This is a genomic window from Rhizobium sp. NFACC06-2 (assembly GCF_900101425.1).
GTDB classification, from domain to species: Bacteria; Pseudomonadota; Alphaproteobacteria; order Rhizobiales; family Rhizobiaceae; genus Agrobacterium; species Agrobacterium leguminum.
On record NZ_FMVA01000003.1, the window covers coordinates 153,862 to 167,208 of the forward strand.

Consider the following 13,347-nt stretch of genomic DNA (forward strand, 5'->3'; position numbering starts at 1 on the left):
AGAACACATGTTTCATTTTAGACGCCTGCCGGCTCTCGTCGGCGTCGTGGCGGTTGCCTTTGCATCCTTGCCCGCCGTTGGCGCGCAGGGTGCCGAAACCACCTACCCCCTGACAATCAACAGTTGCGGTCAGGAGATCACCTTCAAGCAGGCGCCGGCCCGCACCGTATCTGTCGGCCAGAGCACAACCGAGGTTCTTTACCTGCTTGGCCTCGCCGACAAGGTTGTCGGCACGGCGCTGTGGATCGGCCCGGTTCTGAAGGGCTACGAAGAGGCCAACGCCAAGATCGAGCGATTGGCCGACAACGACCCAAGCTTTGAGGCGGTTGTCGGCAAGAAGCCGGATCTCGTGACGACACAGTTCCAATGGCAGATCGGCCCGGAGGGTGTTGTCGGAACGCCGGCGCAATTTGCCGAACTCGGGATTCCCGTTTACACCTCGCCGGCCGATTGCATGGGCAAAGACAATTCCGGCGGTGGCGACGGCGTGCGCAACACCGTTTTCACCATGGAACTGATCTACCAGGAAATCCGTGACCTTGCCAAAATCTTCAACGTGCAGGATCGCGGTGAGGAAGTCGTCGCCGACCTGAAGAAGCGCGAGGACGCCGCCAGAGCCAAGATCGCTTCTGCCAATGGCAAGCTCTCGGCCGTCTTCTGGTTCTCGAGCGCGGAACTGGATATCGACCCCTACGTCGCCGGCCGTAACGGCGCTCCGGGTTACATCATGTCTGCTCTCGGATTGAAGAATGTCATCGAAAGCCACGAGGAATGGCCGACGGTCGGCTGGGAAACCATCGCCAAATCCAACCCGTCTATCGTTGTTGCCGGCAAGATGGACCGCCGCCGCTTCCCTGCCGATGACATTGCCGTCAAGCTGAAGTTTCTGGCAACTGACCCGGTGGCAAGCATCATGCCCGCTGTCAGGCAAGGCCATGTGTTCGAAATGGATGCGCAGGCGATGAACCCGACCATTCGCACCATTGAAGGCATCGAAACGCTGGCCGAGGCGATTTCGGCTGCTGGCCTCGCCAAGTGAACGGCCTCTCCCTCCATCTCGGCAGGGCGGGCCTGGTTTTTGCCGCGCTCGCCCTGCTGTTGATAGCGCTGATGGCCGGAGCGGCCATCGGCGAGACAGCCATTCCATTTGACGTGGTCGCAAAAACGATTGCCAATCGCGTCTTTCATGCGGGTTATCCGCTGGAGCCGCTGGATGAGGGCATCGTCTGGAGCTATCGTCTGAGCCGCGCCGTCGTTGCCGCCTGTTGCGGCGCTTCTTTGGCGCTCGCCGGGGCGGTGCTGCAATCGCTTCTGCGCAACCCGCTTGCCGATCCCTATATTCTCGGCATTTCCGCCGGCGCCTCCACCGGTGCCGTCGCCGTGGCGCTTCTCGGCTTCGGTGCGGGGTTTCTGACGATGCCGGCCGGGGCGCTCATCGGTGCTTTCGTTGCGTTTTCTCTGGTCAGCCTTCTGGCGGTGCGGGCGGGACACGGCAACAGCGCCATCATTCTGGCGGGGGTGGCCGGGTCGCAGCTGTTCAACGCCATGACCTCTTTCATCGTCACCAAATCCGCCAATGCGGAACAGGCGCGCGGCATCATGTTCTGGCTGCTGGGCAACCTCTCGGGCGTGCGCTGGCCGGATGTCTGGCTGGCGTTGCCGGTCAGCCTTGCGGGGCTTGCGGTGTGTCTCTGGTATGCCCGCGCGCTCGATGCCTTCGCCTTCGGCGGCCAGGCCGCCGCCTCACTCGGCATTCCGGTGCGCTGGGTCTACGCCGTGCTCATCTCCGTTTCGGCGATCATGACGGCTGCGATGGTGTCGCTGGTCGGCTCCATCGGCTTCGTGGGTCTCGTCATTCCGCATGCCGCGCGCATCTTCGTCGGCGTTCGCCACGGTATATTATTGCCGGTAACGGCGCTGACCGGCGCGGTTTTCATGATCGTCGCGGATATTCTCTCGCGCATCGTCATTCCCGGGCAGGTGCTGCCCATCGGCGTCATCACCGCGCTTGTCGGTGCGCCCGCCTTTGCCTTCATTCTCGGGCAGAAGAGGGGGCGTTCATGAAATTATCCGCCCACGACCTGTATTTCCATGCCGGCAATATCGACATCGTGCGCGGCGTTTCACTCGATGTCGGTTCCGGTGAATTTCTGGGGATTATCGGGCCGAACGGTTCCGGCAAAAGCACGCTGCTCTCCATGCTGGCAGGCATTCGCAAGCCGCGCCGGGGCCATGTCACGCTCGGGGATGAGCCGCTTGCCTCATTGGGACGGCGAGACCTTGCCCGCCGGCTCGCCTTCGTGGAGCAGCAGGCCGAAACCACCGAACGCATTACCGCACGACAGGCGGTGGAGCTTGGGCGCACGCCCTATCTCGGGCCGCTTTCCGCCTGGTCGCAGAAGGATGACGCCATTGTTGATGCAGCACTTGCCAATGTCGACATGGCCGACAAGGCGGAGCGCAATTGGCATCATCTTTCCGGCGGAGAACGCCAGCGCCTGCATATCGCCCGCGCATTGACGCAGGAGCCGCATATCCTGCTTCTGGACGAACCGACCAATCATCTCGACATAGGCCACCAGATCGGCCTGCTCGATCTGGTGCGCCGGCAGGGCCTGACCGTTGTGGCGGCGCTGCACGATCTCAATCACGCCGCCATGTTCTGCGACCGCGTCGCCATCATGCACCGGGGCGAGATGATCGCGGTCGGTCCGCCGCGGGAGGTCCTGACGCCGGCGAGAATAGCCGCCGTCTTCGGGGTGGAATGCGTCGTCACCACGGATGAGGCCGGCTTTTCGCATATTCGTTTTCTGCCGGCCCATGGGCGGGCCGGGCATGCAAGGAAAGTATTGGTACGATGATGACATTGACGAGGCTCGCAAACGCCGGTTTTCGCATAATTGCAAAGGCCGGAATGCTTTACGCCGCTGCCGTAGTCGCCAGCGCTGCCACTGTGTTTCCCGTTCACGCTTCAGCCGAGACCTTCGAGGTAAAAATGCTGAATCGGGGCGAAAAAGGCCCGATGGTGTTCGAGCCCGATTTTCTCGAAATAGCTCCCGGCGACCGCGTGCGCTTTGTGCCCACCCACAAGAGCCACAATGCGGCGACCATCGATGGCATGATCCCGGAAGGTGTCGAAGGTTTCAAAAGCCGCATCAATGACGAGTTTGAGACCGGGTTTGAAAAGCCGGGCTTTTACGGCATCAAATGCTCACCGCATTACGGCATGGGCATGGTCATGCTGATCAAGGTCGGCGAGGCGACCCTGCCGCAGAGTTACAGGACGGTGGATGTGCCGGGTCGCGCCAAACCGCGATTGGACGATCTTTTCGAGCAGGCGGAAAAATGAGGCTGCACTGAGCTCTCATCCGTCATGCCGGTCCCCGAAACCTGCCCGAGGATGATCCGGCATCCAGCCGCAGCGCGTCTGCGCCGTGGGAAGAGTCTTTTGCGATCAAGGACTTGATCGCACTGGACCCCGGATTTAGTCCGGGGTGACGGAGTAGTTCCCCGGCTTCACCGCGCACACGGCATAACGATGCTGCAGCCCGCGAAGGATGCCTTTCAGCAGGCTGAAATTTTTCGCCTGGGCGCGGTGAATGGCCTGAAGCTCCTGATCGATTGCGACAGGTTCGAAGCCGGTCGCACGCAACAGCGCCGCGACATCGCCAGCCCTTGCGCCCTTCGAAAAATAAACGCGGGAAAGAATGCTGTTGAAGGTGTTTTCCGGGTCCGCCGGCTTGTGCGGCTGGTCCGGTTTGACGAGGCCGATGCTTTCGAGGCTGGCCGCCAGTTTCTTCACCAGTTTTTCGCGCCAGCCGGTATTCACGAAATCGCCGTCGACGATCAGAAGCCGTCCGCCCGGTTTCAGAACGCGGAACCATTCGGCAAAGCTTGCCTGCGGGTCCACCAGCGTCCAGACCAGATGACGGGTGATGATGACATCGGCGCTTTCATCCGGCTCCATCGTGTTTTCGGCATCGCCGACGAAAAAGCGGATGCTGCGGCCACGGCTTTTCGCTTTTTCACGGGCAAGCGCCAGCATGGTTTCCGACCAGTCCATGCCGGTGACCTGAAAACCGAGATCGTCCATCAGGTGCGAGATGACGCCGGTGCCGCTGGCAAGATCGAGCGCCCTGCGGCCTTCTCCGCGGCCGAGATGTTTCAGGATAAGCGCGTGCCAGGCCTCGCGCTCGTCTTCGGAAAAAATTTCATGTCCGGGGGAAAGGTCGAAAGTCGCGGCGCGGCCGGACCAATAGGATTTGATTTCGTCTCTTAGACTGTCGTTTTTGCCATATTGGATTGTGTCGATCATCGGTCTTCAACTCATGTACCGGTCAGTTAAGAATGGCTCTAAAACATAAATGTTGACTAGTACAGTCAGAAAATAATACAGCCGCGCCAGTCAACACTGGAGAGCAATATCCGATGCGCATCTCAGCCAAATCTGCGGCACTTGCCCTTGGCCTTCTCGTATCCGCCGCATGGCCGGCATTCGCCGAAAAGGTCACCGTCAAGGATGTGACGGGCCGCGATGTCGAGGTGAATGTGCCGGTATCGCACGTCATCCTCGGTGAAGGTCGCCAGATTTATTTCCTGGCTGCACTCGACAAGGAAAACCCCTTCCAGCACGTGGTTGGCTGGCGCGACGATCTGGCGAAAGCCGACCCGGAAACCTATGCGGCCTATCTCGCCAAGTATCCGGAGATCGCCAAGCTGCCGACTTTCGGCGGCATGAAGGACGGCACTTTTGACATAGAACAGGCTGTTGCCCTGAAGCCTGACGTGATCCTGATGAATATCGACGCCAAGACGGCGACCGAAGAAGCGGGCTATATCGAAAAGCTCGCCAAGGTCGGCATTCCGCTGGTCTACGTCGATTTCCGTGAAAAGCCTATGGAAAATACCGAGCCGAGCATGCGCCTCATGGGCCAGCTGACGGGCAAGGAAAAGATCGCCGAGGACTTCATCAAGTTCCGCGCCGATTCCATCGCCAAGGTCACCGATACGCTCGAAAAGGCCAATCCGAAGAAGCCTGTGGTGTTCATGGAGCGCGCCGGCGGTTATTCCGACGATTGCTGCATGTCCTTCGGCAACGAGAATTTCGGCAAGATGGTGGAGCTTGCCGGCGGCATCAACATGGCCAAGGACATCATTCCCGGCACTTTCGGCACCGTCAATCCGGAACAGATCATTGCCTCCAACCCGGAGCAGATCATCATTACCGGCGGCAACTGGAACGGTTATGTTCCGGGCGGCAACTGGGTCGGCGTCGGTTATGGCGCGGATTTGAAGGAAGCCCATCGCAAGCTTGAAAACCTGACCAAGCGCCCGGCTTTCACCGGCGTGCAGGCGGTGAAGGACGGTAATGTCCACGCCATCTGGCATCAGTTCTACAACAATCCCTATCAGTTCGTGGCCGTTCAGGAAATCGCCAAGTGGCTGCATCCGGACCTCTTCAAGGACCTCGATCCGGAGGCGACCTTCAAGGAACTGCATGCCCGCTTCCTGCCGCTCGACTACAAGCCCGGCTACTTCGTTTCGCTGAAGGACGCCAGGTAATAAAGGGACGGTGAAGGGGAGCGCCGTCCGACCGATGGATAAAGCCGCAGCCATGCGGCTTTATCGCTTTGTTTTGGAACTCAATGAGGACTGCTCATGCGGCTCAACGCTCTCAGGCATCTCGCGGTGCTGGCTTTCTCCCTTCTCGCTATGCCGGCTCTGGCGGCCGAGATTACCGATGTTACCGGGCGTAAAGTCGAGCTGGACCTGCCCGCCAGACGCGTCATCGTCGGTGAGGCGCGCCAGGTGCATGTCATTGCCGCGCTCAAGGGCGACAAGACCTTTGACACCATCGTCGGCTGGCGTGACGATCTTCTAAAGAAGGACCCCGACAGCTACACCGCCTATGTCGAGCGTTTTCCGCAGATCGAGAAACTGCCGCGCTTCGGTTACGTGCCGCAGGGCGATTTCAGCCTGGAAACGGCCATCACCCTTTCACCCGATGTGATCACCCTCAATCTGGAAGCGGAGAAATCCGCCAAGGAGAGCGGTTTCGAAGAAAAGGCCGCCGCCGCCGGCATCAAGATCATCTATCTCGATTTCCGCATCGATCCTGAAAAGAACAGCGAAGCCTCGGTCGAAATTCTCGGCAAACTCTTCGGCGCCGAAGAGCGGGCGAAGGAATTCATCGCTTATCGCCGCGCCGAAATCGCCCGCGTGACCGACCGGCTCGCCAGCGTCAAGGACCTGAAGCGCCCGAACGTCTTCATTGAACGCGCCCCCGGCATTTCCGGCGAAAACAATTGCTGCCGCACTTTCGGACCCGTCAATTTCGGCGCGATGGTCGATCTCGCCGGCGGTCACAACATTGCCGACGGCATCATCAAGACGACGTTCGGCGACCTCAATCCCGAACAGCTCGTCGTTGCCGATCCGGACCACGTCATCGTCACCGGCTCCAACTGGGCTGCCGAGTCCGACATCAACCAGTTCGTTCCTGTCGGACGCGGGGCGGATATGGCTCTCTCGCGTGAGCGGCTGGCCAATCTGATGAAGCGCACGCCACTTCCGGAACTGAAGGCCGTGAAGCAAGGCAATGTCCATGCCGTCTGGCACCAGTTCTATGGCGCCCCCTACGAATTCTTCCCGATCCAGCAATTCGCCAAGTGGTTCCATCCCGATCTCTTCGCCGATCTCGATCCGGAAAAGAATTTCGAGGAGTTTCACCGCAAATTCCTCCCCGTCACCTACAAGCCGGGCTATTTCGCCTCGCTCGAAAAAGGTTTGAACCAATGAGTTCGCTGAATGAAAGCGCGGTTGGCATCAGTGGGCGCGATCAATATCGCGCCCTTGCCGCGCGCAGGATAATCATCCTCTTCGGGCTTTTTATCGCCCTGTGTTTCAGCATGGCCGCCGACATGGCGCTCGGTCCGGCGCGCTATTCGCTCTCCGAGGTTCTGGCGACGATTGCCGATCCGGCCGCCGTTGGAAACCAGCTCCGGGTGGTGATCTGGGATATTCGCATGCCGATCGCGCTGATGGCGGTGACAGTCGGAGCGTCGCTTTCGGTTGCGGGTGCGCAGATGCAGACCATCCTGTCGAACCCGCTCGCCAGCCCCTTCACGCTCGGCATTTCGGCGGCGGCAAGCTTCGGTGCGGCGCTGGCGCTGGTTGGCGGCGTGGCGATCTTTCCGGGCGCCGTGCATTACATGGTGCCGATCAACGCTTTCATCATGGCCATGGTCGCGGCTCTCTTCATCCATTTCGCCTCGACGCTTCGCGGGGTGACGGTCGAAACCATCGTGCTGCTCGGCATCGCGCTGGTGTTCACCTTCAATGCGGCGCTGTCGCTGCTCGAATATCTGGCCTCCGAACAGGCGCTTGCCGCCGTGGTTTTCTGGACCATGGGCAGCCTGACGAAGGCGACCTGGGACAAGGTCTATATTACCGCCGCCATCCTCCTCGTCACCGTGCCGTTGTTCATGCGCAATGCCTGGGCGCTGACGGCGCTGAGGCTCGGCGATGACAAGGCGGCCAGCATGGGCATCAATGTCCGGCGGCTGCGGTTGACGACCATGCTGACGGTCAGCCTGCTGGCGGCCATTCCGGTTTCCTTTGTCGGCACAATCGGTTTCGTCGGGCTGGTCGGTCCGCACATCGCCCGCATGGTGGTGGGTGAGGACCAGCGTTTCTTCCTGCCCGGCTCGGTGATCTGCGGTGCGCTGCTTCTGTCGGCAACCTCGGTCATCAGCAAGGTTCTCATTCCCGGCGCTATTCTGCCGATCGGCGTCATTACGGCGCTCGTCGGCGTTCCGTTCTTCTTCGCGCTTATTTTCGGCAACAGGAGGCGCGCATGGTAGCGCTCGTACTGAAAGATGTCGGCGCCGCCTATGGACGCATCACGGTTCTCTCCAAGGTCGGCATCGATACGCTGGAAAGCGGCAGTGTGACGGCCGTGATCGGCCCGAATGCCGCCGGCAAGTCCACGCTTTTCAAACGTATCGCCAGCCTGATTTCCGGCCCCGGACTGGTCGAGCTCTCCGATACGGCCCGCGGCAACCGCGCCATCTGCTACATGCCGCAGGATACCGGTGCCAACGCCGTTCTGACTGTCTATGAATCCGTGCTTCTTTCCGCCAAGCAGGGCGGCGGCTGGCGGGTCCATGACGATGAGCTTTTCGAGATCGACGCCATTCTCAAGGCGCTGAAAATCCATGACCTGGCTTTCCGCGGGCTTGGCGAATTGTCCGGCGGTCAGCGGCAGCTTGTTTCGCTGGCGCAGGCGCTGGCGCGAAAGCCGGAAGTGTTGCTGATGGACGAGCCGACGTCTGCGCTCGATCTTCACCGGCAGATCGAGGTTCTGGGCTTCGTTACCGATCTGGCGCAGAAGACCGGCATGATCGTGCTGATCGCTCTGCATGACCTCAACCATGCGCTTCGTTATTGCGCCAATACGATGGTTATCGCGCGTGGTGAAATGGTGGTGAGCGGCAGCACGGAGGCGGTTATAACCCCGGAGATGCTGCGCGATATCTATCGCATCGATGCCCGTATCGAACCCTGCTCGCAGGGCAGACCCATGGTCATCGTCGACGGGGCCATCTGACAGGTCAAGACCCGGCCGCCTTCGCTGCCGGGTCCGCTCGATGCGGTCTGCACAAATTCTTGATGATAATAGTCATGAAATATCTGTTCGATCCACGGTTTGGGTGCTAGAGCTTTGAACGGCAGAGCTGCGCGGCCATTCGGGGGCGGCAGGTTTCGTCGATCCTTGAAATTTCTCTCGGTTGAGACATGGGCATACGGGAAGATGACAAGCGTTATAACGCTTACGTCGCGCATAGGGTCGACCTGATCAAATACGCCACCCTCATTCTGGGGTCGCGGGCGGATGCGGAGGACGTGGTTCAGGAAGCATTCCTGAAATTCGTTCCCGAGGCCTCCGGCAATCCTTCCAATCTCAAATCCTATCTGTTTCGCATCGTTCGCAATCTTGCGCTCGACAATCGCCGGCGCAGCCGCCAAGACCTTCGGGAACGGCCGGACGATACGCCGTTCTGGGGCGTGCCGCAGGACAATGGTACGCCGGAGGAGCACGCCCTTTTCTGTGACGAAGTCCGGCAGATGCGGACTATTTTGGCCGGCCTGCCGGTTCAGGCGCGGGTGGCATTGGAAATGCACAGATTCGGTGGTTACAATATGGAAGAGATTGCGCGTCACCTCGGCGTGTCCGTGGCCAGCGCACATCGTCTGATCAAGGGCAGCATTGCCGCGATTACTAAAGAAATGAAGTAAAATAGTCCCGATTGTCCCGCCCTGTGAAAAAAATCTCTTCCTCAAACGTCTTTATAGCAATGCAGAAGACGACGCTTCTGCTGCGCCCCGCAAAGGAACTGGCCCGGTTCAATGACCATTGATCCAGAGAAAAAAATTGAATTGCCGGCCGGTAAGGCGGAGGAGGCGGCCGACTGGCTGCTGCGCTTGCAGTCTGGCTCGGCGGAACCGCGGCTCAAGGCGGAATTTGAGCAATGGCTGGCGGCAGCGCCGGCAAACCGTCTCGCCTGGGAACGAACATGCAAGACGTGGCGCAATCTCGGCCTGGTGGAGCCGGAATTCAAGAACCTCTGGGAAGATGCGCCGCATCTGCCCGGCAAGGCCGCGACAAAGCCGCAGCGGCGGCGCTGGTCCGTGCGGCACTATGCCGGCGCGGCTGTGGCGGCGGCGTCCCTCTGTCTTGCGGTGCTGTTCGTTCCGGCATTTTTCGTTCGCCTGGAGGCGGACTATCAGACCACCACCGCCGAAAGCCGCACGATCACCCTCGAAGACGGCAGCAAAGTGCAGCTTGCCGCCGCGAGCGCGCTTTCAACGGATTTCACGAATGGCCGTCGCAATGTGACGGTGCTGAAGGGAGAAGCCTTTTTCGACGTCGTGCCGGACAAAACGCGTCCCTTCGTCGTGGAGGCAAAAAACGTGACCGTTCAGGTGCTGGGCACGGCTTTCGACGTCGACCTGACGGATGGAGTGACCCAGGTGGCGCTGGCGCACGGTTCTGTGGAGGCTTCTTTCCGCAATGCGCCGCCAACGCGGCTGGTGCCGGGCGAGATGCTGATCGTCGACGCTTCCGGCGCGATCCGCAAAGAGACTGTTTCCGTCGAGGATATTGGCGGCTGGCGCAACGGCGAACTCTATGTGGTCGATGCGACGATAGGCTCGGTCGTGGAGCAGATCCAGCGTTACCATCCGGCGTGGCTGACCATGGCCGACAAGCGGCTTGCGGAGCAGAGGGTGACAGGATTTTACGATCTGCGCGACCCGGATCGCGCGCTGGAGGCCCTGGTGGAGCCCTATAAGGGCAAGGTGCATGCGATTGGCGGCAGCGTCCGCATCATCACCCGCTTCTGAAATATTCCGAAACAAAAAATCATATTTATTTTCAGTGGTTTATAAAATTTCTTCTGAAAGCCTGAAAAAAATCGACGCGGCAATCGTCTTTTTGTTGAGTAATCCGGTCAAGATATATCCGGAGCGAAAGACAGGAAGACAAAAGCAGTATGCGCCTCCAGACATGCAAGAGTGGTTCAGGGGAAAAAGCAGCAAAGCAGGCTCGCAGGGCCGTGCTGCTGGCGACAACGGCGGTCGCCGTTTCATTCGCGACGCCCGTTCTGGCCCAGACCGGAGCTAACAACGCCAATTCCCAGCGCCCAGGCGGCGAGCAGGGGGCGACGCGGCCGTTCAATATTCCCGCCCAGTCGCTGTCATCGGTCGTGGGTGCTTTCGGGCGGCAATCCGGCCTTCAGGTCACGCTTGCCACGCCGGCGGCGGGCAATGTGCGCACCAATGCCGTCACCGGCAGTTTCACGGTGCGGGAGGCGCTGTCGCGGTTGCTGGCGGGAACGGGCGTCAATTTCCGTATCGCCGGCAATGGCAGAACCATCGTCATCGGCACGGGGCAATCGACCGTCGATTTTTCCGCGGCGGAGGGTACGACGGTTCTGGAAACCATTACCCTGACCGGCAAGACCGGGCGCAACTCCATTGCCGGTTCCGGTTATCAGGGGACGCCCGACTGGGTTTATGAAACGCCCGCCAGCGTCAGCGTGGTCGGCCGCGAGGCAATCCAGTCGGCCGGCGTGCGCAATACGCGCGACGTTTTCAACCGGGTTTCCGGTGTTTATGCCGGCGAGGGCAATGGCAGCTTCCCAACCGTTTCGCCCAATGTGCGCGGCTTGCAGGAAAGCGGCCGCGTGGTCGTCTCCATCGATGGCGCACGGCAGAATGCGCAGCGCGGTGCGGCTTTCGGCGGCGCCACGAGCTACACCGCGAGCGCCGGGCAGGGTTATGTGGATGTCGCTTTCATCCGTGCCGTCGAGATCGAGAAAATAACCAATGCGCGGTCGGGTAATGCCGGCTCTCTGGGCGGCAAGGTCGAGTTCCGAACCGTCAGCGCCGACGATCTCATCGCCGAGGGTGAAAACAAGGGTGGGGAAGCGAATGTTTCCCGCGGCACCAATGGTTATGATTTTCAGGGCTCGGTTCTCGGTGCCGTCCGCTCGCCTGATGGTCCTCTCTCCTTCGTCGCCGGCTACAGCCGCACGATCATGGATGAATACAAGGTCGGCACAAAAGGCGAGGCTCGAAGCACCGCGCTGACAATGAAGGATCTGCTTGGCCGCGACGGCTGGTCGACCTTTTTCAAGGGCGAAGGCGACTTCGGCGACGTGAAGGCCTCGCTGTCCTGGATGCATCAGGAGAATGACTTCGTTCAGGGCGCATCTGAGGTGATCGACCGGGAAAGCGTGCGAAACGACAGCGTCGTCGCGAAGCTTGACTGGGACCCGGAGAGCGAACTCATCGACTTCAAGTCGTCGCTTTGGCTGAACGATAATATGACGCATGAACTGCGGGCGGAACGAGAGAGATACGCGGCCGAAACGAACCTTGACATGGGCCTGCGCAGCTTCGGTGGCAGCCTGGAAAATACCAGTCGCTTTGATACGGCGGCGGGCGCGCTCAGTCTGAACTATGGGGCAGAAGCCTTCCGGGACATTGCCACATCCGTTGCGACAAGCGCCAAAATCGCGGAAAATCCTTCTTTCGCCAGCAGCTACACGTCATTCAGCCCTGCCGGGCGGCGCGACGTCGCCAGCCTGTTTTTGAATGGTGAACTGGAGCCGGCCGATTGGATCACTCTGAGTGGAGGCGTGCGTTACGACTGGTCGCGCCTGAAAGGATCTGCGACCTATTATAGTGTCAAGGAATCGATAGTAACGACAAGTGTGCCTTGCGACCTTGTTCGCAATCACTATACGGCCCTGGAATACTTCAATCGGGTCTTTCTGCCTGCAAACTCCCCCATATGGGCATCCCGTTATAATATTTTTCTCGTCAGCATCTGGCCGCGGACATCGGCCAACTGTATGCCGGGCACCGGTATAACCACCAATACGCCGGTCACCGAATATCCCTCGCATGAAGTCGATATCGATCGCACCTACAGCGCCTGGCTGCCCTCGGCCACCATCGAACTGAAACCAGTCGACTGGTTCCGCCCCTATGTGAGCTATTCCCAGAGCCTGCGTCCGCCGACAATTCTCGAGGCTTTTTTCGCTGGAGCACGTCCGGGCGACAGCCCCGGATACGAATACGCTCCGAACCAGGCCCTGCGTGCCGAAAAGGCGACGACCTACGAAGTCGGCGCGAATATGAGCTTCGACGGCGTGCTGCTGGATGATGATTCCATTCGCATCAAAATGGCTGCCTTTCGCCGCGAGGTGAAGGACTATATCGCGCTCGGTTATCTCGTTACGGATCAGGTGCTCGACCGCACCTATACCAGCTTCGTCAATCTGGACGGCACGACCTATATGCGCGGGCTTGAATTCGAGGGCAATTACGATGCCCGCAGTTTCTGGATCGGCGGTTCGGCAACCTTTCTGAAAACAGAATGGCCTGAAAAGACGCAGGTTTTTTCCAACGGCACGACCACCACAACGGGCGAAATCGTTGCCTGGCCGGGCGACGTCGCGCCCAAGGTGAAGCTGACGCTCGATGGCGGCATGCGTTTCTTCGATGAAAAATTCTCGCTGGGCGCAAGGCTCAACCATGTCACGCCGACACAGTCGCGCACGCTGGATACGGAAGGCAATCTGCGTGAGGTGACCGATCCCTACACGACGGTGGATCTCTACGGTTCCTATGCCTTCAACGACAAGGCCATGCTTCGCTTCGCCGTCAACAACCTGACGGACCGCAAATACATCCCGGCAGCCAGCGCCTACACGGCGCCGGGCCGCACCTTTATCGCGACGATGAACGTGAAGTTCTGAACCGTGGAAGAAATTCTCC

12 protein-coding genes are annotated in these 13,347 nt (G+C 59.9%); 11 read left to right on the forward strand and 1 reads right to left on the reverse strand.

Features of this window, described 5'->3' with window-relative positions:
• The first annotated feature begins 7 nt into the window (after window positions 1-7).
• The 4 genes from F3H58_RS07620 to F3H58_RS07635 are packed head-to-tail and all read left to right on the forward strand — an operon-like array spanning window position 8 to window position 3,349.
• Entirely contained in the window at window positions 8-1,039 is a 1,032-nt protein-coding gene (locus tag F3H58_RS07620) for an ABC transporter substrate-binding protein (protein WP_149741777.1), read from the forward strand.
• On the forward strand, window positions 1,036-2,064 hold the full coding sequence (locus F3H58_RS07625; RefSeq protein WP_149741778.1) for a FecCD family ABC transporter permease: 1,029 nt from the start codon (window positions 1,036-1,038) through the stop codon (window positions 2,062-2,064). The genes F3H58_RS07620 and F3H58_RS07625 overlap by 4 nt, the downstream gene beginning before the upstream one ends.
• Window positions 2,061-2,861, forward strand: a complete 801-nt coding sequence (locus F3H58_RS07630; RefSeq protein WP_149741779.1) for an ABC transporter ATP-binding protein — start codon at window positions 2,061-2,063, stop codon at window positions 2,859-2,861. Before F3H58_RS07625 ends, F3H58_RS07630 begins: the two co-directional genes overlap by 4 nt.
• On the forward strand, window positions 2,858-3,349 hold the full coding sequence (locus tag F3H58_RS07635; protein ID WP_149741780.1) for a pseudoazurin: 492 nt from the start codon (window positions 2,858-2,860) through the stop codon (window positions 3,347-3,349). The genes F3H58_RS07630 and F3H58_RS07635 overlap by 4 nt, the downstream gene beginning before the upstream one ends.
• Before the next feature lie 135 nt (window positions 3,350-3,484).
• Here the strand turns inward: F3H58_RS07635 and F3H58_RS07640 are convergent, their stop codons facing one another.
• Window positions 3,485-4,315: a class I SAM-dependent methyltransferase gene (locus F3H58_RS07640; protein ID WP_125145778.1), complete on the reverse strand. Its 831-nt coding sequence runs from the start codon at window positions 4,313-4,315 to the stop codon at window positions 3,485-3,487.
• A gap of 113 nt (window positions 4,316-4,428) precedes the next feature.
• On the opposite strand from F3H58_RS07640, the gene F3H58_RS07645 reads away from it, so the two are divergent.
• The 7 genes from F3H58_RS07645 (at window position 4,429) to F3H58_RS07675 (ending at window position 13,328) form a co-directional block, all read left to right on the forward strand.
• Window positions 4,429-5,562: an ABC transporter substrate-binding protein gene (locus tag F3H58_RS07645; protein WP_078052491.1), complete on the forward strand. Its 1,134-nt coding sequence runs from the start codon at window positions 4,429-4,431 to the stop codon at window positions 5,560-5,562.
• A 96-nt stretch (window positions 5,563-5,658) separates the two neighbouring features.
• Window positions 5,659-6,798, forward strand: a complete 1,140-nt coding sequence (locus F3H58_RS07650; protein ID WP_149741781.1) for an ABC transporter substrate-binding protein — start codon at window positions 5,659-5,661, stop codon at window positions 6,796-6,798.
• The gene (locus F3H58_RS07655) at window positions 6,795-7,862 is read left to right on the forward strand and encodes a FecCD family ABC transporter permease (protein ID WP_137004772.1); all 1,068 of its coding nucleotides are present in this window, start codon (window positions 6,795-6,797) and stop codon (window positions 7,860-7,862) included. The genes F3H58_RS07650 and F3H58_RS07655 overlap by 4 nt, the downstream gene beginning before the upstream one ends.
• Window positions 7,856-8,608: an ABC transporter ATP-binding protein gene (locus F3H58_RS07660; protein ID WP_149741782.1), complete on the forward strand. Its 753-nt coding sequence runs from the start codon at window positions 7,856-7,858 to the stop codon at window positions 8,606-8,608. Before F3H58_RS07655 ends, F3H58_RS07660 begins: the two co-directional genes overlap by 7 nt.
• A 188-nt stretch (window positions 8,609-8,796) precedes the next feature.
• Window positions 8,797-9,297, forward strand: a complete 501-nt coding sequence (locus F3H58_RS07665; RefSeq protein ID WP_003524633.1) for an RNA polymerase sigma factor — start codon at window positions 8,797-8,799, stop codon at window positions 9,295-9,297.
• Between the two features lie 111 nt (window positions 9,298-9,408).
• Window positions 9,409-10,404, forward strand: coding sequence for a FecR family protein (locus F3H58_RS07670; protein WP_149741783.1), 996 nt, complete (start codon window positions 9,409-9,411; stop codon window positions 10,402-10,404).
• 149 nt (window positions 10,405-10,553) lie between these two features.
• Entirely contained in the window at window positions 10,554-13,328 is a 2,775-nt protein-coding gene (locus F3H58_RS07675) for a TonB-dependent receptor (protein ID WP_149741784.1), read from the forward strand.
• Window positions 13,329-13,347: the final 19 nt, after the last annotated feature.